Source organism: Microbacterium sp. PAMC21962 (genome assembly GCF_019443465.1).
GTDB classification, from domain to species: domain Bacteria; phylum Actinomycetota; class Actinomycetes; order Actinomycetales; family Microbacteriaceae; genus Microbacterium; species Microbacterium hominis.
In genome coordinates this window covers 1,359,712-1,381,509 of record NZ_CP080381.1, presented here as the reverse complement: position 1 = coordinate 1,381,509, position 21,798 = coordinate 1,359,712, and the positions used below count along the sequence as shown (strand labels likewise).

General features: G+C 68.3%; 26 protein-coding genes. 13 read left to right on the top strand and 13 right to left on the bottom strand.

The features are described from left to right. Positions 1-350: 350 nt before the first annotated feature. The 3 genes from KY498_RS06670 to KY498_RS06660 all read left to right on the top strand — a co-directional run bounded on the left by KY498_RS06670 (position 351) and on the right by KY498_RS06660 (position 2,147). Entirely contained in the window at positions 351-995 is a 645-nt protein-coding gene (locus tag KY498_RS06670) for a T6SS immunity protein Tdi1 domain-containing protein (RefSeq protein WP_191008187.1), read from the top strand. Between the two features lie 168 nt (positions 996-1,163). Then, positions 1,164-1,610: a DUF4265 domain-containing protein gene (locus KY498_RS06665; RefSeq protein ID WP_191008188.1), complete on the top strand. Its 447-nt coding sequence runs from the start codon at positions 1,164-1,166 to the stop codon at positions 1,608-1,610. A 255-nt stretch (positions 1,611-1,865) separates the two neighbouring features. Next, a complete protein-coding gene (locus KY498_RS06660; RefSeq protein WP_191008189.1) occupies positions 1,866-2,147 on the top strand; it encodes a hypothetical protein in 282 nt (93 codons plus the stop codon). A 356-nt stretch (positions 2,148-2,503) separates the two neighbouring features. On the opposite strand, the gene KY498_RS06655 is transcribed toward KY498_RS06660, so the two are convergent. Further along, a complete protein-coding gene (locus tag KY498_RS06655) occupies positions 2,504-2,692 on the bottom strand; it encodes a hypothetical protein (protein ID WP_191008190.1) in 189 nt (62 codons plus the stop codon). A 155-nt stretch (positions 2,693-2,847) separates the two neighbouring features. Here KY498_RS06655 and KY498_RS06650 point away from each other — a divergent pair, with 155 nt between their 5' ends. Next, positions 2,848-3,147, top strand: a complete 300-nt coding sequence (locus KY498_RS06650; RefSeq protein ID WP_191008191.1) for a hypothetical protein — start codon at positions 2,848-2,850, stop codon at positions 3,145-3,147. Positions 3,148-3,183: 36 nt separating this feature from the next. Here the strand turns inward: KY498_RS06650 and KY498_RS06645 are convergent, their stop codons facing one another. Genes KY498_RS06645 through KY498_RS06635 form a run of 3 tightly spaced genes read right to left on the bottom strand, consistent with a single transcriptional unit; the run spans position 3,184 to position 4,531 of the window. Then, positions 3,184-3,585 (bottom strand): hypothetical protein, encoded by a 402-nt coding sequence (locus tag KY498_RS06645; protein WP_191008192.1) that lies wholly within the window; start codon positions 3,583-3,585, stop codon positions 3,184-3,186. A gap of 14 nt (positions 3,586-3,599) precedes the next feature. Continuing rightward, positions 3,600-4,322 carry a hypothetical protein gene (locus KY498_RS06640; protein WP_191008193.1) on the bottom strand — a complete coding sequence of 241 codons (723 nt, stop codon included), beginning with the start codon at positions 4,320-4,322 and terminating at the stop codon, positions 3,600-3,602. Continuing rightward, positions 4,319-4,531 carry a hypothetical protein gene (locus KY498_RS06635; RefSeq protein ID WP_191008194.1) on the bottom strand — a complete coding sequence of 71 codons (213 nt, stop codon included), beginning with the start codon at positions 4,529-4,531 and terminating at the stop codon, positions 4,319-4,321. The genes KY498_RS06640 and KY498_RS06635 overlap by 4 nt, the downstream gene beginning before the upstream one ends. Positions 4,532-4,686: 155 nt before the next feature. Between KY498_RS06635 and KY498_RS06630 the strand changes: the two genes are divergently transcribed. After that, positions 4,687-5,295, top strand: a complete 609-nt coding sequence (locus KY498_RS06630; protein WP_219879563.1) for a barstar family protein — start codon at positions 4,687-4,689, stop codon at positions 5,293-5,295. Positions 5,296-5,408: 113 nt separating this feature from the next. Here KY498_RS06630 and KY498_RS06625 read toward each other — a convergent pair whose 3' ends face one another. From KY498_RS06625 to KY498_RS06610, 4 genes are all read right to left on the bottom strand, one after another. Continuing rightward, entirely contained in the window at positions 5,409-5,651 is a 243-nt protein-coding gene (locus KY498_RS06625; protein ID WP_191008195.1) for a hypothetical protein, read from the bottom strand. Between the two features lie 8 nt (positions 5,652-5,659). Then, entirely contained in the window at positions 5,660-6,580 is a 921-nt protein-coding gene (locus KY498_RS06620; RefSeq protein WP_191008196.1) for a hypothetical protein, read from the bottom strand. 319 nt (positions 6,581-6,899) lie between these two features. Beyond that, positions 6,900-7,604 carry a metal-dependent transcriptional regulator gene (locus KY498_RS06615; RefSeq protein WP_219879562.1) on the bottom strand — a complete coding sequence of 235 codons (705 nt, stop codon included), beginning with the start codon at positions 7,602-7,604 and terminating at the stop codon, positions 6,900-6,902. A gap of 10 nt (positions 7,605-7,614) precedes the next feature. Then, positions 7,615-8,874 (bottom strand): sodium:proton exchanger, encoded by a 1,260-nt coding sequence (locus KY498_RS06610; RefSeq protein ID WP_223848867.1) that lies wholly within the window; start codon positions 8,872-8,874, stop codon positions 7,615-7,617. Positions 8,875-9,272: 398 nt separating this feature from the next. Between KY498_RS06610 and KY498_RS06605 the strand changes: the two genes are divergently transcribed. Further along, positions 9,273-9,929, top strand: coding sequence for a nucleotidyltransferase domain-containing protein (locus KY498_RS06605; protein WP_223848868.1), 657 nt, complete (start codon positions 9,273-9,275; stop codon positions 9,927-9,929). On the opposite strand, the gene KY498_RS06600 is transcribed toward KY498_RS06605, so the two are convergent. Then, on the bottom strand, positions 9,926-10,870 hold the full coding sequence (locus tag KY498_RS06600) for a LysR family transcriptional regulator (RefSeq protein WP_191008198.1): 945 nt from the start codon (positions 10,868-10,870) through the stop codon (positions 9,926-9,928). The two genes, KY498_RS06605 and KY498_RS06600, sit on opposite strands and share 4 nt — an antisense overlap. Before the next feature lie 104 nt (positions 10,871-10,974). Between KY498_RS06600 and KY498_RS06595 the strand changes: the two genes are divergently transcribed. From KY498_RS06595 to KY498_RS06565, 7 genes are read left to right on the top strand one after another with little or no spacing between them, the layout of a single operon-like run. Then, positions 10,975-12,003: an amidohydrolase family protein gene (locus tag KY498_RS06595; RefSeq protein ID WP_191008199.1), complete on the top strand. Its 1,029-nt coding sequence runs from the start codon at positions 10,975-10,977 to the stop codon at positions 12,001-12,003. Between the two features lie 10 nt (positions 12,004-12,013). Next, on the top strand, positions 12,014-12,706 hold the full coding sequence (gene ligK, locus KY498_RS06590; protein WP_060959873.1) for a 4-carboxy-4-hydroxy-2-oxoadipate aldolase/oxaloacetate decarboxylase: 693 nt from the start codon (positions 12,014-12,016) through the stop codon (positions 12,704-12,706). Between the two features lie 3 nt (positions 12,707-12,709). Next, positions 12,710-13,678: an amidohydrolase family protein gene (locus KY498_RS06585; RefSeq protein ID WP_191008200.1), complete on the top strand. Its 969-nt coding sequence runs from the start codon at positions 12,710-12,712 to the stop codon at positions 13,676-13,678. A gap of 1 nt (position 13,679) precedes the next feature. Then, entirely contained in the window at positions 13,680-15,032 is a 1,353-nt protein-coding gene (locus tag KY498_RS06580) for a protocatechuate 4,5-dioxygenase subunit alpha/beta (RefSeq protein WP_060959871.1), read from the top strand. Continuing rightward, the gene (locus tag KY498_RS06575; RefSeq protein ID WP_205282505.1) at positions 15,029-15,985 is read left to right on the top strand and encodes a Gfo/Idh/MocA family oxidoreductase; all 957 of its coding nucleotides are present in this window, start codon (positions 15,029-15,031) and stop codon (positions 15,983-15,985) included. The genes KY498_RS06580 and KY498_RS06575 overlap by 4 nt, the downstream gene beginning before the upstream one ends. After that, on the top strand, positions 15,982-16,956 hold the full coding sequence (locus KY498_RS06570; protein ID WP_223848869.1) for an aldo/keto reductase: 975 nt from the start codon (positions 15,982-15,984) through the stop codon (positions 16,954-16,956). Before KY498_RS06575 ends, KY498_RS06570 begins: the two co-directional genes overlap by 4 nt. Beyond that, positions 16,953-17,660 carry a substrate-binding domain-containing protein gene (locus KY498_RS06565; protein ID WP_101305857.1) on the top strand — a complete coding sequence of 236 codons (708 nt, stop codon included), beginning with the start codon at positions 16,953-16,955 and terminating at the stop codon, positions 17,658-17,660. Before KY498_RS06570 ends, KY498_RS06565 begins: the two co-directional genes overlap by 4 nt. Before the next feature lie 10 nt (positions 17,661-17,670). Here KY498_RS06565 and KY498_RS06560 read toward each other — a convergent pair whose 3' ends face one another. From KY498_RS06560 to KY498_RS06545, 4 genes are read right to left on the bottom strand one after another with little or no spacing between them, the layout of a single operon-like run. Further along, positions 17,671-18,702, bottom strand: coding sequence for a Gfo/Idh/MocA family protein (locus KY498_RS06560; RefSeq protein WP_191008201.1), 1,032 nt, complete (start codon positions 18,700-18,702; stop codon positions 17,671-17,673). Positions 18,703-18,713: 11 nt separating this feature from the next. Beyond that, a complete protein-coding gene (locus KY498_RS06555; RefSeq protein WP_191008202.1) occupies positions 18,714-20,357 on the bottom strand; it encodes an FAD-dependent oxidoreductase in 1,644 nt (547 codons plus the stop codon). Further along, positions 20,354-21,397: an alcohol dehydrogenase catalytic domain-containing protein gene (locus KY498_RS06550; RefSeq protein ID WP_191008203.1), complete on the bottom strand. Its 1,044-nt coding sequence runs from the start codon at positions 21,395-21,397 to the stop codon at positions 20,354-20,356. Before KY498_RS06550 ends, KY498_RS06555 begins: the two co-directional genes overlap by 4 nt. After that, positions 21,397-21,714 carry a YciI family protein gene (locus KY498_RS06545; protein WP_258186441.1) on the bottom strand — a complete coding sequence of 106 codons (318 nt, stop codon included), beginning with the start codon at positions 21,712-21,714 and terminating at the stop codon, positions 21,397-21,399. The genes KY498_RS06550 and KY498_RS06545 overlap by 1 nt, the downstream gene beginning before the upstream one ends. Positions 21,715-21,798 lie beyond the last annotated feature (84 nt).

The window sequence follows — 21,798 nt, the reverse complement described above, 5'->3', positions numbered from 1 at the left end:
ACACCGCCGCGTCGGGTGTTCATATAGCCGACTTGGACTGGTCAGATCGCGCTCATTGGGAAGGTACGTGGGGCGGGTATCCGAAGAGAGATGACGCGCTTGGGTCCGAGATAGACGTCTTCGCCGATAATCGATCCGGATGTCCTGTGTCGCCGGTGTTCTTTCTCGAAAGAGACGTTCTCGCTGGCCAGATGCACCTCGTCTACTATCCGTGGAGCTTGCAAGATGAGGACCAGAGGGTTCACTTCACGCGCTCAGATTGATGGCGCCGAGCGGCGGAGGCGTGTTGATGGCGCTGAGCGGCGGAGGCGTGGGTCTGCGTGGCAATATGTCGATAGGTAAGGAGCCTCATGTTCGATGAGTTCCGACGCGTGTTCGGCGCACGACGCGACGTGGTGTCGAGTGCAGGCCTGCCCTGGCGCGATGACGCACTGCTTACGGTGCCCGGATACTCGTCCTTCATGGACGAGTTCGCAGGGGCCTCGTTTCGTGGGGGTCTTTACCGTCTGCATGACGATGAGTCGGGCCCGGCCGCAGCACAGTGGATCTCAGAGATGTTCCCGACGACGGACATCCGCCCCTTCGCCTTCGATTGGCTCGGGCGTCAGTTCGGCTTCGACGCCGCGGCTGCGGAAGATGCACGTTTCCGATCGGTGCTTCTCGTCGAACGCGGGACGGGAGAGATCCTGACGATCCCCGCGACGTTCGACGATTTCCATGACTCAACGCTGCACGAATACGAAGACGCTGCGCTTGCGTCAGGCTTCTTCTTGGAGTGGGTGAATGAGTGCGGGCCTACGCTGCCGATCAGCCATGACTACTGCGTTGGGTACCGAGTCCCGTTGTTCCTCGGCGGGGCGGATGCTGTGACAAACCTGGAGCTCACAGACATGGCGGTCTACTGGGGAGTCACGGGTCAGCTGTGGCTGGCGACGAGAGCGATGCAACCGGGGACTGGACTGGGGAGCGTGAGCATCGGTCGTGGCGACAGCTGAAGGGCAGAAGCAGCAGCTCGATGCTCGCGCCGTCATCCGAGAAGGAGCGGAGGATCTGTCTGCCCTGCAACGCCGTGAGGGCGCGGATCGCTATCCGGCATCGCCGAGAGACGGCTCTCGGGACGTGCGGCGTGGAGGCCCACAGTGAATCGAGCACCTAGGCAGTACGTGGCGCACCACGAGCCCATCTGGCGAGAGCGTGCCAACTTCATCGTCGTCGCGCCGTTGCCGGAGCAGGACCGATATGAGCAGCTGTGGTGCCGGCAGCTGACTGAATCGACATTCGAGGTCTGCTGCATACCGTTCTTTCTCTACAACGTTGCGCTCGGAGACTTCGTCGAAACCGAGACGACGTCGGAAGGTGCTTTCAGCGTCCGTCGCGTGACGGAGCATTCAGGGCGTTACGTCTTCCGCGTGCTCTTCTCTGACCTCTCAGCCGAGACACAGGCCGAGGTCCAGGACCGTGTGATGGGTCTTGGAGGAGCGGTGGAGCGGGGGACACCAAAGCTGATCGCGATCGACGCGGAGAATCAGAGGGTCGCGTCCCGAGTCGCCGACTATCTGCAAACCCAGGAGGCTGACGGCAGGCTCTTCTACGAGACGGGCAGAGTGTGACCGCGCCAGGAGGTCAAGAGGTGGTGCTGGAAGAGCTCGCCCGCCTTGGATACCACTTCGACTCGCTGGCAAACCTGCGTCGGTCTGGGCTCCGGTACGTCAGCGCGATCCCCGTGCTTGTACAGGCGCTCGAAGGATCCGAACAGGGGTGTTCGTTGAGCCGCAGGTAACGCGCTGGAGACCTCCTGGGATGACGCGGCTTTCGATGAGTTGGTCGATCTGGCGACGGAGGTGCGGTACAGGCGGGGACGAGAGATGATCGTGCTCGGGTTCGCGAAGTCGAAGCGTCCGGAGGCGGATCAGGTGTTGCTGGGGTTGTTGTCTGATCGAGACGTCAACGGGCATGCTCTGTCGGCGCTCCGGAAGCGAAAGGTGCGGTTGCCCGCTTCTGTGCTCGACGGACTCCTCCACGATGACCGCACGTGGGTGCGCAAAGAGGCGCAGAAGGTTCTGGAGGCGTACCCGGTTGGCTACGCTGGGGCACGTCAGATCCGTAGTCGGCATTCGAGCAATTTGGACGACGTCGATGCGCCATGAACCGGAACTCTATTGTCGAATCTGCGGCTACCAGCCGCCGGACCTTCCGTGGGGAACGAGCGGAAACGACCCGTCCTGGGATATTTGTCCTTGCTGCCGTGTTGAACATGGATACGAGGATTCAACGCCCTCCAGTTCGCGTCGCTTCCGCGATCGGTGGCTCGCCGCCGGTGCGCCTCTGTTCAAACCCATGATCGTCGATGACGGTCTCTCGGCGCTCGACCGTCTGCACCGCGTACCTGAGCAGTATCGGTAGATGCTGCCCGTCTCACCCCCTCATATGGTCGTTTCCCCGCGAGATGCGAGGCTACGCGAAAAAAGGGGTCCAACTGCGTGCCCCCTGAAGGAGTGACCGCTTACGGAGCTCGATTTGCGTGGATCGCTCGAGCAGCCAGGAACGGCTTGATGGAGGAGAGGGCGATAACCACACCGCTCGCTATTCCTACAAACCCCATGAAGCCCTGCGAGGCATAGGGCAAGCTGAGGACCGTGAGCATGATGCCCACGAGTACGAGCAGAACCCCGCCGATGATGTTCGCCCTCATGATCCGACTCTACCGACGCCGCGCAGAGGAGTTCCGGAGGTCGGTGCACGGCCCGCTGGCCGCGGCGGTCGCTTGGAAGGCCGCCGCCGGTAGTCCCAAAGGGTTCCGCAGTCGGTGCGGGATGAAGCGCTGATGATTTCCGAAGCAGGCTGGCTGTGACCGCCAGTGAAACCCCGCCGGCGAAGGATGCCTGGACCACTTCGATGCCCCAAGAATCGCAACTTCAATGTCAAATCTGCGGCTACCTGCCGCCGGACATTCCGTGGGGAAAGAGGCGTCTGCGCATTCACCCGCATCGTCGCCATCGACATGATCCGGCCCAAGGAGAGAGGGGGCGCATCTCCATCAGCGTCGGTGGCGACGAGATCGCCGTCAGTCTCAATGAGCGGTCCATCCGCGCTATCAAGACCAAAACCCGACCACCGCAAGAGCACGGTGACCACAGCCCCTTCTGACACACATGAGCGGCGCCCGTGGGTGGCCCTCATACCTCAGTGCTTCGCTTCGCGATTCGCCGCGCGGGTCAGCCGCAGGCCCGAGTTCACGAAGGCGAGACCGAGGAGGAATAGCACTGTCTCCGCGATGTAGACCGCCCAAGGACTGGGTGTCGTTTGCGCGATCGTCATGGCGTACCCGCTCTGCACCAATAGAATCACACCGATCACGTAGCTCGCTGTCGGCTCTGCGGTCATCTGCCACAAGGGTCGTGACGGACCCTCATGTTCGCCGCGAAAAGTGCGCGCCGCGACGACCGTCAGCGCCAACAAGGTCAGAACTGTCCATATGAGACCGGCCGTGAAGTCGGCAGCTATAAAGAGGAGACCGCCCGAGACGACGACAAGAAGTCCGACGAACAGGACGCCTGCTTTCGCGGGCGCTGAACTCAATCGCATGACACCCCGCCTTCCTATTTGACCACTGCGTAGGTGTAGTAGCTGCAGTAGTTGAAGCCACAGCTCCAGTAGGTCGCTTTGATTCGCTTGTTCTGCCAATACGCTTGGGTCACCGCGGTCTTGCCTGGGAAGCCGTTAGCGCATGCCACTCCTACCCAGTAGGGAAGCGGCAGCAAGCTGCAAGCCCCTTGAATGTTGTTGATTGTGTTGTACATCGAAACAACGGTGCTGTGAGAAAGGTAGATATCGTAAGGCGTGTAGCTGGGGTCCGCAACGATGGGGTACGCGTAGTTCCCATCGAGCTCCACCACCTGGATGAGTGTCGACGCGTTGACCACATAATGGGTCGGAACGGCCGCGCCTCGTGCGTCTCTTGCCCAAGGGGCTGAAAACTCGCCGACGGTATCGCCCGTACCCCGGTCGACAATCTTGGCGCCGGCGTCGTTAATGACGAGTTCGGTGCCAGCAGGTAAATCGATGGGGTACTCGTATCGGGTAGGTGCAAGCGCGGAACCGATGACGGTGGCCACCTGAATCGTTCCGCTGTCGTGCACAAGAGCGACGGTGCTTGTGTCGTTGTTGTTGTCGTACGTCATCGTGCCGGCTGCTGAAGAGGATCCCGAGTCGGCCGTTTCCGCAAACGGTAGCCCGATCTGCACGGCTCCGTCACCCGCGTCAGTCGTCAGCCCGTCGATTGCTTCGATGGGGATGGAAACCGCTGCACCGTTGACCGTCACCTCAATTCCATCGCGGACGCGGTCGCGTCCGCGATGGAAGCGAATACATCTGGAGCGGCCTTCTGTACGGCGCTGAGGGCATTGGTGTCATCCGCTGCGGCCGGATACACTCCAGCAAGCGTGAGAATTCCGGTCGTAACGACCGCCGCGATCGCCATCGTCACGCGTCGAGCACCGATTTCTGTGTCTCTTGAGAATCTCTGCATCATTGGCCACCCTTCGGCACGTATGCACAGACCGCCCGCGCACCTTCGATCACTTTGAGCTTACCGACCGATCGGTGAATTCAGCCTCATACTTTTGACGAGATTCGAGCCACAGGTCCGCGGGCTGCGATGTTACGAGAACTGGGGCGTCTTGTGACGTGATCAGACGGGTCTGCATACTGGACCGACGACCAATATTCGACGTTCGTGACTATTCGAGGGGCCATGGAGTGACAAGCCTAGTTGAACCGGTGCGGACGGGGAGCACCTTCGTCGTGCTTGCCGGGAGACGAGACGAGATCGCCACGGCCCGGTGGAAGTGGAGCACGGGGCTGGGAGTCGCGGTGCGAGTCGTGCGCGGGCGGAAGATGAGGGACGTGGCGGGCGTGTTCAACGAGTTCGCGGCCGCGCTACAATTTCCGACGTACTTTGGAGAGAACAAGGCCGCGTTCGACGAGTGCATCCGTGAGGCGGACGAGTTTTCTCGTGATGCGGGGCTAGTCGTTCTCCTAACGGAGCCGGATCAGATACTGGCCGATGAGCCGGTGGAGTCTCTGAGCTGGTTGATTTGGACGCTCGAGGCTGCTGCTGTGGAGTGGGGAATGCCGATCGCCTTGGGAGAATGGTGGGACCGCCCGGCTCTTCCCTTTCACGTTGTTCTCGCCGGTGACGGTCCCACAATCGCGGACTCGACCTCACGATGGGGGGCGGCCGGTCTCTCGCGTCCCGGTACGGTGGATGTGGCTGGAGAGATCAGCTCGTTGTGATGTTCAGCGGCGTTGTCGCGCACCGCGGTTGAGTCAGGAGGCAGCGGACCATTTTCACGGGCGCCGCCTCAAGGCGGCGCCCGCGTGTTGCTTCTCAGGGGTGGGATGGTGCCCTAATCATCGCCGGCGTCTCGTTGGGCTCCGCGCATGATGTCGCGGTCCAGCCAGACGGAGCCGAGGTAGACGACGAAACCGAAGATCCCGATTCCGAGGATAGGGAACACCCACCACGGTACGAACTGCTCGGTGAGGATCGTGAACAGATAGAACGCGAGCCAAATCCCTACGAATATCAGGATGCGGGGAACGGTCTTGAACAGCGCTTGTGCTGCCTGGAGGCTGAGAACTCTTCTCATTCTCGTCCTTACCTGCAGTAGCTGTCTTTGTACTCAACGCCGCCCAGGATACCCGGACCGATAAGGACCTGGAGGCAGTTGCCATTACCGTAGAAGGCTCCAGCCTTTGCGGTCAAGACGGCAAGGCTTACCGCGCAAGGCCCCGCAACGGCAATGCCGGCAACGCCGCCGATGGTCCCGCACAGCGCGAGCTTTGAGGGCAGGGACCCGTAGCGCATGTTGTATGTCTCACTCCGGTTGAGTTTCACGGTGGGGACGATACCCATCCAGGCGAACTGCGGGTCGGCCACCACGGGGTAGGCGATACCCGGGCCTGAGTGGTCCACGTATTGGACCAGCTTGTCGCCCTCTACGGCGTAGTGAGTCGGTACATCCAAGCCGTTCGAGTCTTTCGCCCAGGCTGGAAGGATCATCACCACGGGATTGCCGTCCTCATTGAAGACAGCCGCCGCTCCTCCGCCGACTTCCTTGAGGGCTCCGCCCGCGGGGACGTCTATCGAGTACTCGTACCGGGCCGGCGCATTCGGGCCCGCGATCGTGGTGAGCATCTGGACGCCCTGTTCCGAAGCGATGACGGAGTTGCTGAACGCTCGGGCCGTGTAGGTGACGGTTCCGTCAGCGAGAGGAACGCCGTCTTCAGCCGCGCTCGCCCCCGGAAGCCCGATCTTCAGATCGACGCCCTCGATCGCGACGGTCACTCCGTCTGCAGGGTCAGCCGGGATATGCACCGTCGCCGCCGTGAGATCGGTGGTGCCCAGGCCGGCTCCGTCGGCGGGCGTGAGCTTGAGGCTCCCGTCGATTCCAGCCAGCGCCGCCGCCGTGCCGTCTGTTGAAGAGATGTCCCCCTCCGCCGCATTTGCGGGCGCTGCCATGCCTGCGCTGATCAGAATCATCGCGGCCGGGATAACCAGGAGGATTTTTTGCTTCATCTGGGCAACGTATCCGGGGTGCTGCTCACAGTGACAGCGACTTTGGTCTACTCGTGTGTCCCGCCCGGGTGTAATTGTGATTCTTTCGTGTCAAATTTCGGGTCTCTCGGGCGCTGAGCGGCTTTCGTAAACTCGCACGATGACGGAGGCATCATGGGCGAATTCTTGCCCGTGCGAGCGCGGGCCTCTGACGTGACATCTGACCATTCTGACTCGGTCGCCCCGAGTATGGTCCGCACGTGCGACCGGTGGGTGCGGCCTGATCTGATGTACCCACCGATGCCCCGCCCTATCGGCGCAGTGTCACGTCGAGAGGTGCTCAGCGTGGCCGGTCGCGCTCTTCGGCCTCGCCGCTGTCGGCCGGGACGACTCGTACGTGTGCGGCGGCTTCGGCCGTCAGCTCGCGCCGGTCGTCTCCGATCGTGACGACGAGGGCGCCGGCGGCGAGCGAGTGGTGGATGACGGTCAGGGTCGTACCAAGGACGATGCGTTTGTCGGTGAGGTAGCGCAGCACGTCGGCATGGCGGTCGGAGATGCGGATCACCGTGACGCGTTCTCCCGTCGCGACCTGCGTGAGAAGCCGCGAGTCCACGGTGGCGACGGATCCGTCGCGGGCCGGTATCGGGTCGCCGTGCGGATCGAACGTCGGGTGGCCGAGCACCTCGTCCATGCGATCCAGGACGAGGTCGGACACCGCGTGCTCGAGGCGGTTGGCCTCGTCGTGCACCTGGTCCCAGGTGAGCCCGAGCCGTTCGGTCAGGTAGGTCTCGATGATGCGGTGCCGACGTACGATCTCGACGGCGACCGTGCGACCCGCGTCGCTGAGGGCGATCGAGCCGTAGGGCTCGTAGGCGATGAGGCCGTCGCGGGCGAGCTTCTTCAGGTTCGCCGACACGGTCGACGCGGTGACGCCCAGGGCGGCGGCCATCTCCGTCGTGGATGCGGACGTTCCCGGCCACTCATGGGCTTTCCAGATGAGGGTCAGATAGTCCTCGGCCATGCGGCTCACGACGGGTTTCGACATTCCCGTCATCCTAGGCAGTCGCGCGTTGCGGGGGGAGGGATGCCGCATCCGACGTGCGCGCCGACGGTCGACGGAACGGAGCCGAGAGCGTGACCAGGAGGTGTCGGCGGTGCACGAACAGCACCACGATCGCGGCGGACGCCTGGATCGCGCTCAGCACGTAGCGGCCGCCGGTGTCGGTCACGAAGAACTGCACCGCGAACAGCGCCGCCAAAGACAGGGCCGACCAGAGGTGGAAGCGCAGCGCGAGGATGATCGCGACGCCGAGAAGGGTCTGGGTCGCCGTCAGGACGAACTCTTCGACCTGGCGGGCATCGAGGGCGAGGGCGAGGTCTCCGCCGCCGAAGAAGTGGGCGATGGGGAGCGATCCGACCAGCAGGCTCCATTGGTTCACCTTCGACGCGATCAACGTGCCGATCGCGGCTGCCCCCATGCCGCGAAGAGCGAACATCACGGCGATGATGAACTCCGGCGCTTCCGAAGCGAGGGGAGCAAGCCACTGGACGAGGAAGTAGCTGTCGATTCCGAGCGTGCTGCCCGACGCGACGAGCGCCTCGGCGAACGGCTCGGCGCAGGCGAGGATGATCGCCGCCGACACGACGAACAATCCGACGACCGTGGCGCGCCGAGCCCGCCTCGGCAGATCGACGATGAGCGCGGCCGCGCCGACGAACTCCTCCTCGCCGTCGGACGGGACCTGCCCGGCGCGCCAGAGGTACGCGATGAACACGGCGATCAGGACGACGCCGAACCAGATCGGGATGGCGCCCCGGAGCGGAATCGCGAAAGCCGTGAGGGCGAGGAGTGCGAGGAAGCCGATGTCGAGGCGACTCTCCGACGGCAACGCGAGGAATCGCTGCGCCCGGGCGCCGGTCCTGCGCGCGGCCCGGCTCGCGACGACGATCCCGACGATGACCACGAGCGGCCACCCGAAGCCGAGCAGCAGCCGGTTCGACCCGGTCATGTTCGCGGCAGCGAACGGAAGGTAGGCGGCATCCGACCCGGAGCGGAACGCGTAGTAGAGGTCCACCGCGTATTCGGGCAGCACCGCGATGAGGGCGAGGATGGCGATGGCGAGCGCTCCGGAGATGTCCTTCTGCGCCGCTTCGGCGGCCCACGCGAGAAGGAATGCGGCGGCGACCACGGCAGCGCCGAAGATGAGCATGTCGAGCACGGGCACGGTGTGGGTGCCGGTCATGCGCAAGCCGATGGCCGGGGCGGCGATCGCGAGGCATACCGTGATCCGCAGGATGAGGGCAGGGGGCATCATCGTCTTTCCGTCGGGGCGACCGAGGAAGGACCACGGCCGCGACAAAGGGCCGAAGGTCTCGTTCGCCTCGAGAGTCGAGGTGCTGCGCCGGACGGATCATCGTGATCGTCAGCATGTCGACGCAGACGCGCCCGCAGAGCCGGGCGGAACTACTCCCCTTCGCCCCTGAGCCTTCCCGTCGCGCCTCGGGTGTGTCTACGGGCACCTGAGAGTTGGACGCGTCACACACGTTCGCACGGGGTGCGGGTGTGACGCCCGCGCGGCGTCGGCGGGTGGTCGGCGGTGGGCCGCAGTCGATAGTGTGGGGGCGTCGACACCGCGCATCGTGGTGCGACGGCCCGGCCCAGAGGTGGCTCCCGTCGTGCGGGGGTTTCAGGTTCGAATCCTGTCGCCGGCACGTGTCTCAGCCGCAACCCACGCCCGCGACCGCATGGGCGACCTCGTCGCCCGAGCGGGTGGCGGACGTGCTCGCGCAGACGTCCGCGCGGTGGTGGCTCTCGGGCGGGGCGGCACTCGACCGCTGGCTGGGAGAGACCATTCGCCCGCGCACGAACCTCGACGCGAGCACGACGGCGCGCGAGCTCCCGGCCCTGATCGCCGCGCTTCCCGACGGCCACAGCGTGTGGGTGTCGGGCGAGGAGGGCGAGTTCGTGCCGTGGGAGCGGATCGCCGCGGATGCGGACGTGCAGCGGGTGCTCGTGCACGACGACGCGCGTGGACAGTGGCTGGTGCGACTCAACGTGGAGGACGGCTCGGACCGGGCGTGGTTGTACCGTCGCGACTCGCGCCTGCAGCTGCCGTGGGATGCGGCGATCCTCGACCTGGACGGCATCCCCACGGGAGCTCCGGAGGTGCAACTCGTGTGGAAGGCGCTGCGTCCGCGGCCGGAGGACGACCTCGACAAGGATGCCGTGCTGCCCCACCTGTTGGAGGAGAAACGGTCCTGGTGGCAGCGGGCCATCCTCACCATCCATCCCCACTCCACCTGGGCGATCCACGTGCGCAGTCCGCTGAGCCCGGCCAAATCCAGCTGGAACCGGGGGCGGGCCGTCTAGTCCTCGAGCGGTCGCCGGTCGGGCTCTGCGGGGTGACCCGGCTCGTACTCGCCGGAGGTCACGGCGGTGAGCACGAGTGAGCGGAACCAGCGCTGCGCGGGCGTGAGGCTCGCCTCGCGCCGGCTGTAGAGGGCGACCGGGGAGCTCTGCGCAGGCCACGGCAACTCGGCGATCCGCAGCTCGGGGAACCAGCCGCAGAAGACCTCGGCGACGTGTCGGGGCAGCAGCACGACGAGGTCGGTGGCGGAGAGCACCGCCGGGACGGTGGCGTACTCGACGACGCTGAGCGCGACCTGGTCGATCAGGCCCTGCTCGGCCAGCGACTGCTCGGGGAAGATGTGCCCGCCGCGCGAGGAGACCTGCACGAAGCGTCGCCCGGCGAACATGTCCGCACCCGTCTCGGGGAGCGGGTGGGCGTGCGAGGAGAGGGCGACGTACTCGACGCTGCGCACCCGCGAGCGCCACAGCCGCGCGCTCACGAGGTGCGAGACGGAGATGGCGACATCGACGGTGCCCCGCACCAGCTCGTGCTCGACGTGGTCGGCGTCGACGCGCTCCACGCGCAGCCGCGGATGAGCGGCGGCCCGCTCGAGGCTCGCCATGATCGGCGGCAGGAACGTCTGCTCACCGATCGAGGTGAGTCCCAATGCCAGTTCTCCGCTGAAGGATGCCGGATCGAACACGTCGGCCTCGCTCACGGCCGCGTCGATCTGCGCCAGTGCCTCGTGCAGCGGCGCGAACAACGCGGTCGCACGCGCGGTGGGCACCATCGCGTTCGCCTCGCGTCGGAAGAGCACATCGCCGAAGCGCTCGCGCAGGCGGGCGAGCGTGTAGCTGACCGTCGGCTGCGTCACGTGCAGCCGGTCGGCGGTGGCCGTCAGACTGCGCAGCTCGTACAGCACGACGAACGTGCGCAACTGGTTCAGATCGGGAAGCGACATCTATAGAGGATATCGATAGATGTCTTACGCAGAATCTATTGGACCGCAGTGACGGCGCTGACTACCGTCGCTGTAAGGCAACATCCGAACGGCGAGGACCAGCGTTGATCATCGACATCCACGGCCACTACACGACGGCACCGGCACAGCTGGGCGCCTGGCGCGACCTGCAGATCGCCTTCGCGGCCGGCGAGGGGGCGGAGCCGGACCCGGCCGCGCTGCGGATCTCCGACGACGACATCCGCGAGACGATCGAGGCGAACCAGCTGCGGCTCATGGACGAGCGCGGCAGCGACGTCACGGTGTTCAGCCCGCGGGCGTCGTTCATGGCGCACCACATCGGCGACGCGACGGTGAGCGCCACGTGGGCGCGCATCTGCAACGACCTCTGCGCACGCGTGAGCGCCCTCTTCCCCGACCGGTTCCTGATGGGGGCCATGCTGCCGCAGTCACCCGGCGTCGACCCGGCGACGACGATCGACGAGCTCACCCGGGCCGTGGAAGAGCTCGGCGCGGTGACCGTCAACCTCAATCCCGATCCGTCGGGCGGACGGTGGAACGCGCCGCCGCTCACCGACCGCTCCTGGTATCCGCTGTACGAGAAGCTCGTCGAGTTCGAGATCCCGGCGATGATCCACGTGTCCACGTCGTGCAAGCCCCAGTTCCACACGACCGGGGACCACTACCTGGGCGCCGACACGACGGCGTTCATGCAGCTGCTGAAGGGCGACCTCTTCCGCGACTTCCCCGACCTCACCTTCGTGATCCCGCACGGCGGCGGCGCCGTGCCCTATCACTGGGGCCGTTTCCGGGGCCTCGCCATGGCGCTGGGCAAGCCCGAGCTCGAGGAGCACCTCCTCGGCAACGTGCTGTTCGACACGTGCGTCTACCACCAGCCCGGCATCGACCTGCTCACCCGCGTCGTGCCGACCGAGAACATCCTCTTCGCGAGCGAGATGATCGGCGCCGTCCGCGACGTCGACCCGCGCACGGGCCACTACTTCGACGACACCCGGCGCTACGTGGATGCCACGCCCACCCTGACCGCGCCGCAGCGGGAGCAGGTCTTCGAGGGCAACGCGCGTCGCGTCTACCCCCGCATCGATCGGGCCCTCGCGGCCCGCGGTCTCTGAAAGGCACCCCATGCGTCTGAACGATCTCGGACTGGTCCGCACCGTCATCGACCGCCCCGATCCCGCCGACGTCGAGCGGCTCTCGCACTTCGGCGTCGCGACCGTCCACGAGGCGATGGGGCGGGTCGGGCTGCTGCGCCCCTACATCCGCCCCGTCTACACGGGCGCGACGCTGTGCGGTCCGGCGGTCACCGTGTTGCTGCAACCGGGCGACAACTGGATGTTCCACGTCGCGGCCGAGCAGGTGCGGCCCGGTGACGTCATCGCCGCCGGCTGCACCACCGAGAGCGAGGACGGGTTCTTCGGCGAGCTGCTGGCGACCTCGCTCGCCGCCCGCGGCTGCGCGGGCCTGGTGATCGACGGCGGCGTGCGCGACGTCGCCGACCTCGAGCGGATGGACTTCCCGGTCTTCTCCCGCGCCATCAACGCGAAGGGCACCGTGAAGGCGACGCTGGGCTCCGTCAACGTCCCGGTGGTCGTCGCCAACGCCCTCGTCAATCCGGGCGACGTCATCGTCGCGGACGTCGACGGCGTCGTCGTCGTCCCGCGGGCGCTGGTCGGCGCGGTGGCCGACGCCGCGGCCGCCCGCGAGGCCAACGAGGAGAGCAAGCGGCAGCGGTTCCGCGACGGCGTCCTGGGGCTCGACCTGTACGGGATGCGCGAGCCGCTGGCCGCGGCCGGCCTGGAATACGTGGAGGACTGAGAGATGACGGCATCCGACGCGGCCGTGCGGCACGGACAGACCACCGGCGGGTTCGAGAAGACCCCCGGCTGGCTCGACTGGTTCGACGGTCCCCGCACCCCCGCCTTCGTCCTGCCCGCCGGTGCCGTCGACGCGCACTGCCACGTGTTCGGCCCCGGTGCGCAGTTCCCGTACGCGCCGCAGCGCAAGTACACCCCGTGCGACGCCTCGGCCGATCAGCTCTTCGCCCTGCGCGACCACCTCGGTTTCGCGCGCAACGTCATCGTCCAGGCCACCTGCCACGGTGCCGACAACCGTGCTCTCGTCGACGCGCTCGAGCGGGCCGGCGACCGGGCGCGCGGTGTCGCGACGGTGCGGGCCGACGTCGGCGACGACGAGCTCGCCGCCCTGCACGCCGCGGGCGTGCGCGGCGTGCGCTTCAACTTCGTCAAGCGGCTCGTCGACACCGTTCCCACCGACGCGCTCTCGCGCATCGTCGAGAAGGTCGCGCCGTGGGGGTGGCATGTGGTGATCTACTTCGAAGCCCAGGACCTCCCGGACCTGTACGACTTCTTCAGCGCCATCCCGACGGACGTCGTCGTCGACCACATGGGCCGCCCCGATGTCACGAAGGACGTCGACGGCGAGGAGTTCGGGCTGTTCCTGCGCTTTCTGCGCGAGAACGCCAACGTGTGGACGAAGGTCAGCTGCCCGGAGCGGCTGAGCGTCACCGGCCCCCGTGCCCTCGACGGCGAGCAGTACGCCTACACCGATGTCGTCCCCTTCGCCCGTCGCGTCGTCGAGGAGTTCCCCGACCGCGTGCTGTGGGGCACCGACTGGCCCCATCCCAACCTGAAGGACCACATGCCCGACGACGGACTGCTGGTCGACTACATCCCGCAGATCGCGACCACCGCCGAGCTGCAGCGCAAGCTGCTCGTCGACAACCCGCTGCGGCTCTACTGGCCCGAACTCTCACGCGAAGGAGCATGACATGGCACTCGACAAGCCCTACCAGAAGATCCCCGGCACGATCATCTTCGACGCCGATCAGGCGCGCAAGGGTTATCACCTCAACCAGTTCTCCATGTCGCTGATGAAGCCCGAGAACCGCGAGCGCTACCTCGCCGACCGCGAGGCGTACCTCGACGAGTGGCCGCTGTCGCCCGCCCAGCGCCAGGCCGTGCTCGACCTCGACCTCAACGCGATGATGGCCGAGGGCGGCAACATCTACTTCCTCAGCAAGATCGGCGCCACGCACGGCATGAGCTTCCAGCAGATGGCCGGCTCGATGACCGGCATGAGCGAAGCGGCCTACCGCGACATGATGGTCGGCGGCGGCCGGCGCCCCGAGGGGGCGCGGCTGAAGGATCTCGACGGGTGGACGCCGCCGTCGACCGAGAAGGCCGAGACGATGCGCGAGGACGCGCCCGCGAGGTTCACCTCGGCCCTGTTCACCTCCCACGTCCCGGCGATCGGTGCGGCCATGGACCACGGCAAGACCGAGGAGCCGTACTGGAAGAAGGTGTTCGCCGGGTACGAGTGGACGCGGCGCTGGGCGAAGGAGAACACGCCCGACGTGATCATCCTGGTGTACAACGACCACGCCACCGCGTTCGACTCGAACATCATCCCGACCTTCGTGCTCGGCACCGGCGCCCACTATCCGGTGGCGGACGAGGGCTACGGCCCCCGGCCGGTGCCCGACGTGAAGGGCTATCCCGAGCTCGCCGCGCACATCGCCCAGTCGGTCATCCAGGACGATTTCGACCTCACCCTCGTCAACGAGATGGTCGTCGACCACGGCCTGACCGTCCCGCTGTCGCTCGTCTTCGGCGACGTCGACGAGTGGCCGTGCCGCGTCATCCCGCTGCCGGTCAACGTCGTCCAGTACCCGGTGCCGTCCGGGCGCCGGTGCTACGAGCTGGGCAAGGCCATCCGCCGCGCCCTGGACAAGTGGGACGGTGAGCCGCTGAACGTGCAGATCTGGGGCACCGGCGGCATGAGCCACCAGCTGCAGGGCCCGCGCGCAGGGCTGATCAACGAGGAATGGGACAACGCCTTCCTCGACCACCTCATCGCCGACCCGCTGGGTCTGACGGAGTGGTCGCACATGGAGTACGTCGACGAGGCGGGGTCGGAGGGCATCGAGCTCGTCGACTGGCTCATCGCGCGCGGCGCGATGGATGACCAGTTCGGCGGCGGTGCGCCGGACGTGCAGCACCGGTTCTACCACGTCCCGGCATCCAACACCGCCGTCGGCCACCTCGTCATCTCGAACCCGACGGCGCCCGCACCGGTACTGTCTCAGAGCGAGAGCCGTCCCGTCGAAGAGGTACCCGCGTGAGCACCGAGAAGATCCGTATCGCCGTCGTGGGTGCCGCCGGCGCCTTCGGGAGGAAGCACCTCGACGGCCTCATGAACATCCCCGACGCCGAGGTCACGGTCGTCAGCGGCACCGACCCCGGGGCGACCGAGGCGGTCGCGCGTCAGTACGACGTCGCCACGGCCGTGACCGGCCTGGACGCCGTGCTGGAGCGCGACGACGTCGACGCCGTCATCCTCGCCACCCCCACGGGTCTGCACGCGGCGCAGACGCAGGCGGTGCTGGCGGCCGGCAAGCACGTCCAGGTCGAGATCCCGCTCGCCGACTCGTTGGCCGATGCCGAGGAGACGCTCGCGGCGGCGCTCGCCTCGGACCGGGTGTCGATGGTGGGGCACACGCGGCGCTTCAACCCGTCGCACCAGTGGATCCACCAGCGGATCGCCGCCGGGGCGTACGACATCCAGCAGATGGACGTGCAGACCTACTTCTTCCGGCGCACGAACACCAACGCGAAGGGCGAGCCGCGCAGCTGGACCGACCACCTCCTGTGGCATCATGCGGCCCATACGGTGGATCTGTTCGGCTATCAGGCGGGCAGGATCGTGCAGGCCCACGCGATCCAGGGGCCGTTGCACCCGGAGCTCGGGATCGCGATGGACATGTCGATCCAGCTCAAGGCGGAATCCGGCGCGATCTGCACGCTGTCGCTCTCGTTCAACAACGACGGGCCGTTCGGCACCTTCTTCCGCTACATCGGCGACACCGGCACCTACGTCGCCCGCTATGACGATCTCGTCGACGGCAACGAGACGCCGATCGACGTCTCGCACGTCGCGGTGAGCATGAACGGCATCGAACTGCAGGACCGGGAGTTCATCGCGGCGATCGGGGAGGGGCGCGAGCCGAACTCGTCGCTGCGTCAGGTGTTCGACTGCTATCGCGTGCTGGGGATGCTCGAGGAGCAGCTCGCGTGACCCTCGCCCGCGTCGGTCTCGGCTGCATGCCGCTCAGCCACGCCTACGGGGTCGCGCCGCCCGTGGAGGACGGCGTCGCGTTCGTGCGGCGCGCGCTGGATGCCGGGGCCGCCTTCCTCGACACCGCGACGCTCTACGGCGGCGGACGCAACGAGGAGCTCGTCGGTCGCGCCATCGCGGGACGTCGCGACGAGGTGCTGCTGGCGAGCAAGGGGGGCATGGCGATCGTCGACGGCGTGAAGCGGATCGACGGACGCCCCGAGACCCTCCGCGCCCAGGTGGATGCGTCGCTGCGCCGGCTCGGGGTCGATCACATCGACCTGTACTACCTGCATCGGTGGGACAAATCGGTGCCGATCGGGGAGAGCGTGCACGCCCTCGCCGGCGCCGTCGCGAGCGGCAAGATCGGCGCCATCGGGCTGTCGGAGGTGTCGGTCGCGCGGCTGCGCGAAGCGCAGCAGGCGGCGCCCATCGCCGCGGTGCAGAACGAGTACTCGCTGTGGAGCCGCAACCCGGAGCTCGGGATGCTGCAGGCCACACAGGAGGACGGGATCGTCCTGGTGGCCTTCTCGCCGGTCGCTCGCGGCTTCCTCGCCGATGCGATCCGCGACCCCGACCTCCTGCCCGACGGCGACATCCGCCGCGCGATGCCCCGCTTCCAGGGAGAGAACTGGTCGGCCAACGCCGCGCTCCTGCCGGCGTGGCGGCGCCTCGCCGCCGAGAGCGGATACACGCCGGCCCAGCTCGCGCTGGCGTGGGTGCTCTCGCGCGGCCCGCACGTCGTGGCGATCCCGGGGACGACGCGTGCGGACCATCTGCGCGACAACCTCGATGCGGCCGACCTCCGCATCGCCCCCGACATCCTCGACCGTGCGAGCGCGCTGATCGACACCGCGACCGTCGCGGGGGCGCGGTACAACGACCGCGGGGCGGCAGAGGTGGATGCCGAGACGTTCGAGGATGCCGCGTGAAGGCGATCTCGTCGATGGCGACCCGGCACGTGCTCGCCGACCTCGCCGCCGCGGCGGAGGCGGCCGGTCTGCCGGCCGTGGAGCTCGAGTCCGTCGGCGGAGTGGATGCCGGGCGCCGCGTCGCGGCGGGGGAGAGGGTCGACCTCGTGTTCCTGGCGGACGACGCGTTGCGCGCACTCGCGCGGGACGGCCATGTGCGCGCCGACACGGTGACGCCGCTGCTGCTGTCCCACGTGGCGGTGGCCGTCCCCGCACCCGAGGATGCCGTCGCCGTCGCGACCGGTCGGCCCGCCTTCGACGACGTCGCGGCGCTGCGTGACGCGCTGCGCGGGGCGCGGCGGATCGGCTACTCGACCGGTCCGAGCGGGGTGGCCCTCGTGGCGCTGATCGCCGAACTGGGACTCGACGACGAGCTGCGCGATCGCCTCGTCCAGGCGCCGCCCGGCATCCCCGTCGCCCGCCTGCTGCGCGAACGCCGCGTCGACCTCGGCTTCCAGCAGGCGAGCGAGCTCGTCGGCGAGCGGGGAGTGCGTCTGCTCGGCGCCCTGCCCGCCGCCGTCGCCATCGACACCGTGTTCTCCGGGGCGGTCGCGACTGCCGCGACCGCCCCCGAGGACGCTGCCGCGGTGCTGGCCGCCTTCGGCGATGACACCGCCGCCGCCCTCATCGTGTCGCACGCCTTCGACGTCCCCGGCGGGCACTGAGCGGCGCGCCTCACACCGCGCGCACCGTCGCGGTCGTCCCGGTCGCGACGGCCCGCGCGACGGCATCCATCACCGCGAGGTTTCGGGCGCCTTCGCGCGCACTGACGAGAGGCTCCGTCCGGCGTGCGACGACCTCGCCGAAATGGCGCAGCTGCCGGACGTATGGGCTCGTGTCGCCGTCCTCGACGCGCCGATCGGCGGGCTGCGGGTGCATCCGGTTCGTCCAGGTGCGCTCGCCGTCGTGGCGCCACACCTCCAGGGTCGGCAGCGTCAGCGACGCCTCGACGCCGCCGACACGGTGCGAATCGACCGGATGGGCGGGGAAGCGCGGCGAGTCGCCGGCCGTCAGATCCCAGCTCCACGGCCCCGCGACGGTGTCGGAGACGATGAGGGTGCCCAGTGCCCCCGAGTCGAACGCGAACGCGAGCGCGCCGGTGTCCTCGACCTCCAGGCCGCGGGTCGCGGTGGAGGCGAGGGCCGTCACCGCGGTGATCTCGCCGACGAGGTAGCGGAGCAGATCGATCTCGTGGATCAGGTTGATCAGGAACGTTCCGCCGGTGCCGGCCGTGCGGTGCCAGGCGATGTCGAAGTAGTCGTCCGGCTTGGCGAGGAACGAGGTGACGCTCACGGCGACGAGGCGTCCCAGGGTTCCGGCCGCGATGATCTGCTTCGCCCTCGCGGCGACCGGATGATGGCGCCGGTGATGCCCGACGAGGACCGGCACGTCGGCGGCATCGGACGCCGCGACGAGGGTCAGGGCGTCGGCCAGGTCGACGGCGACCGGCTTCTCGACGAGGACGGGGATGCCCGCGGCGATGAAGTCCAGCGCCTGGGGAACGTGCAGCTCGTTCGGCGTGCCGATGATGGCGGCGTCGGGTCGTTCCGCCTCGATCAGCGTCCGATGGTCGCGGTGGTGCCGCGCCCCGTACCGCTCGGCGACGGGCCCGGCCGCGTCGAACGGGTCGGCGATGCCGGCGAGGTCGAACCCGGCGGTCGCGGCGATCGTGTCGGCGTGCGTGCGCCCGATCGCGCCTGCTCCCACGAGCGCGACCCTCATCGCCCGGCCCCCACGAGCGTGCGCGCGGCGCGCGCCGCGGCCGCGGCCGCAGGACCGGCGACGAAGGCGCGTGCCACGGCGGAGCCGAGCGTCGCACCCCCTCCCGGATAGGTGCCCCGGAAGACCCCGGCGGAGACGTTGCCCGCGGCGAACAGCCCCTCGATCGCGGTTCCGCTCCACGAGAGCACGCGGCTGTCGCGATCGGTCAGGAGGCCTCCCGAGGTGCCGAGCGCCCCGGCTCGCACGGGGACGGCGGCGTACGGCGGTGTGGACAGGGGGGCGAGGCACGGGTTCGGGGTGTGCGTCGCGTCGCCGAGGAACCGGTCCTGGGCGCTCGCGCCCCGTCCGAACACCGTGTCCACGCCGGTGGCGGCATCCCGGTTGAAGCGGGCCACCGTCGTCTCCAGCCCGTCGGGATCGACGCCGATGGCGATGCCGAGCTCGCGCACCGACGGCGCGGTCACCGCCCAGTCCGGGGCCGCGCCCGTCGCCGACCCGGCGATCGGGTAGCGCTGGGCGAACGCCGCGTCGAACACCAGCCACGCCGGGCTGTTGCGCGGCCGGCCGGTCACGGGATCGGTGTCGCCGAACATGCGGCACGTGTCGGCGTACGCGAGGGCCTCGTTGACGAAGCGCTCGCCGGCCGCGTTGACCGTGAGCGAACCCGGCAGCGTCATCTCGACGTTGCCCATCCGTCCCGACGGTGCGCCGTCGTAGACCTGCTCCGGAGGGGTGAGCACCGGCACGCCCCAGATCTCGGTCATGTCCGCGACTGCGGCGCCGAGCGCCAACCCCAGCTCGAGCCCGTCGCCCTCGTTCGACGGGGCACTGATCGGGGTGACGTCGAAGGGGAGGAAGGCGGCCCGCAGGTGCGCGTTCCACTCGAAGCCCCCGGTCGCGACCACGACCGCGCCGGCGGTGACGGTCGTCTCGGCGAAGGAGACCCGCCACCGGTCGCCCGCACGTTCCAGTCCGTCGGCGCGGACGCCGCGCACCACCCGGATGCCGCGGTCCAGCGCACTCGCGACGAGAGACCCGACGAGGGCTCCTCCCATCGTGCGCACGCCGCGGGCGGCGCGGTCGGCCAGCAGGGTCGGATCGGCGGCCCGACCGTCCAGGTCGTCGCGCTCGGCCATCGTCAGCAGCGGGAAGTAGGACGGCGGACGAAGCGCCTCCGCGAGCCCGGGGAAGGGCGCGGGGTCGAACGGCTCGTTGTCCAGCGAGCGTCCGCCCGCGGCCGCTCCCGGCCATTCGCCGCGATAGTCGGGACGGGCCAGGGGAGCGAGACGGACGCGCGTCGCGGTGTCGAGATAGGCGATCGCCTCCCGGATCGTCTCCACGTACCACTCGATCGTCTCGGCATCCATGACGTGCCCGGAGGCGGCGGCGAGGTAGTCGCGCCCCGCGCGGGGGCTGTCGGCGAAGCCCGCCGCGGCCGCGATGTCGGTGGCGGGGGCCCAGATGACACCGCCGCCGGCGCACGTGGTGCCGCCCAGGCGGTCGGCCTTCTCGGCGACGCAGACGACGGCGCCGGCATCCGCCGCCCGCAGGGCCGCGACCAGACCGGCCGCCCCCGAGCCCAGCACGAGCACGTCGACGGCGGGCGGCAGCTGCTCGACTCCCGCGAGGACGCCGCTCACGCCGTGGCCTCCGTCTCCGCAGAGAGCAGGACGAGGATCTTGCCGGTGGGAATGGACGGGTCGGCCATCGTGCGGAACGCCTCCGGGAGGTCGCTGAAGGGGAAACGGTGGGTGAGGAGCGCCGCGGTGGCCGCGGGGTGGCGCGCGAGCATCGCGAGACCGTCCGGGATCAGGCCGCGGCTGTTGCGGCTGCCGTGCAGCTCGATCTCCTTGTCGGTGAGGTCTTTGACCGTGATGCGGGCGGGGCGGGGCGAGATCCCGACCTGCACGATGCGCCCGCCGGCCGCGATCAGGCGGACGGCGTTCTCCAGCGACGCGGGCACCCCCGTCGCTTCGATGACGACATCGGGTCCGGCGCCGTCGGTGAGGGCGGACAGCAGCGCTCGCTGCTCGTCGTCGGGGAACCCGTCGGCCACGCGGAGCGCGTGAGCCGCGCCGAACTCCCGCGCGAGCGAGATGCGCTCTGCGTCGGTGTCGGCCGCGACCACGGTCACGCCGCGCTCGGTCAGTCCGAGCGTCGCCAGCAGCCCGATCGGCCCGCATCCGAGGACGAGCGCCGTCTCGCCGGGCTGGGCTCCGGCGCGTGCGACGGCCTGCAGGGAGATCGACGCCGGTTCGCCGAGGGCCGCCGCATCCAGCGCGAGGTCGTCGGGCACCCGGTGCAGTCGGTCGACCGGGACGCTCACGACCTCGGCGAATCCGCCGTCCTCGTAGCATCCGCGCACCGACAGGTGCGGGCAGACGTGAGAGCGCCCGCGCCGGCAGGCGGGGCAGTCGCCGCACGCGACCAGCGGATCTATCGCGACGCGCTCGCCGCGGGAGAATGCGGCGGCGGGGTCGGTGTCGATCACGGTGCCCGACATCTCGTGCCCCTGCACGAGGGGCAGCTGCGTGGGGAAGTCGTCGTCGAAGATGTGCAGGTCGGTGCCGCACAGGCTCACGGCGTGGATGCGCACACGGGCGTGGCCGGCGCGCGGCTGCGGCTCGGCGATCTCGTCGAACGAGAGCGTTCCGCGGGCGACGGTGCGGGCGGTGCGCATCAGGAGACCGTGTTCCGCGGATCGAAGAACACGTTCCACTCGGCGACGGTGCGCTGCGCGATGAGGCCCTCGGTGAAGAACGGGTCCTCGTCCAGGCGGGCGCTCAGCGTGTCGCGGTCGGTGTCCTGGAGGATCAGCAGCGCGCTCGGGTCGGTATCGGCGAGCGGGCCGCTCATGTACAGGATGCCCGCACGGTGCAGTCCCTGCAGGAAGGCGAGGTGGGCCGGGCGGTGCGCGGCGCGGGTCTCCTCGCTGCCGGGCGCGTAGGCGTATGACACGGCGAACGTCGGCATGATGACTCCTTCGTCTGGGCTCACGGACTCCAGTATGTGACGAAGATAGTGTGAACAGAACGACTGAATCAGTCATTGTTTATGCTTGATCCCGTTCAAATGGGCGCG

What these genes read in the sequence shown, in the direction of transcription:
- KY498_RS06670 (WP_191008187.1), top strand. Translation starts at nt 351, where the DNA reads ATGTTCGATGAGTTCCGACGCGTGTTCGGCGCACGACGCGACGTGGTG.
- KY498_RS06660 (WP_191008189.1), top strand. Translation starts at nt 1,866, where the DNA reads ATGATCGTGCTCGGGTTCGCGAAGTCGAAGCGTCCGGAGGCGGATCAG.
- KY498_RS06655 (WP_191008190.1), bottom strand. Translation starts at nt 2,692, where the DNA reads ATGAGGGCGAACATCATCGGCGGGGTTCTGCTCGTACTCGTGGGCATC.
- KY498_RS06645 (WP_191008192.1), bottom strand. Translation starts at nt 3,585, where the DNA reads ATGCGATTGAGTTCAGCGCCCGCGAAAGCAGGCGTCCTGTTCGTCGGA.
- KY498_RS06635 (WP_191008194.1), bottom strand. Translation starts at nt 4,531, where the DNA reads ATGATGCAGAGATTCTCAAGAGACACAGAAATCGGTGCTCGACGCGTG.
- KY498_RS06625 (WP_191008195.1), bottom strand. Translation starts at nt 5,651, where the DNA reads ATGAGAAGAGTTCTCAGCCTCCAGGCAGCACAAGCGCTGTTCAAGACC.
- KY498_RS06620 (WP_191008196.1), bottom strand. Translation starts at nt 6,580, where the DNA reads ATGAAGCAAAAAATCCTCCTGGTTATCCCGGCCGCGATGATTCTGATC.
- KY498_RS06615 (WP_219879562.1), bottom strand. Translation starts at nt 7,604, where the DNA reads ATGTCGAAACCCGTCGTGAGCCGCATGGCCGAGGACTATCTGACCCTC.
- KY498_RS06610 (WP_223848867.1), bottom strand. Translation starts at nt 8,874, where the DNA reads ATGATGCCCCCTGCCCTCATCCTGCGGATCACGGTATGCCTCGCGATC.
- KY498_RS06600 (WP_191008198.1), bottom strand. Translation starts at nt 10,870, where the DNA reads ATGTCGCTTCCCGATCTGAACCAGTTGCGCACGTTCGTCGTGCTGTAC.
- ligK (WP_060959873.1), top strand. Translation starts at nt 12,014, where the DNA reads ATGCGTCTGAACGATCTCGGACTGGTCCGCACCGTCATCGACCGCCCC.
- KY498_RS06585 (WP_191008200.1), top strand. Translation starts at nt 12,710, where the DNA reads ATGACGGCATCCGACGCGGCCGTGCGGCACGGACAGACCACCGGCGGG.
- KY498_RS06580 (WP_060959871.1), top strand. Translation starts at nt 13,680, where the DNA reads ATGGCACTCGACAAGCCCTACCAGAAGATCCCCGGCACGATCATCTTC.
- KY498_RS06550 (WP_191008203.1), bottom strand. Translation starts at nt 21,397, where the DNA reads ATGCGCACCGCCCGCACCGTCGCCCGCGGAACGCTCTCGTTCGACGAG.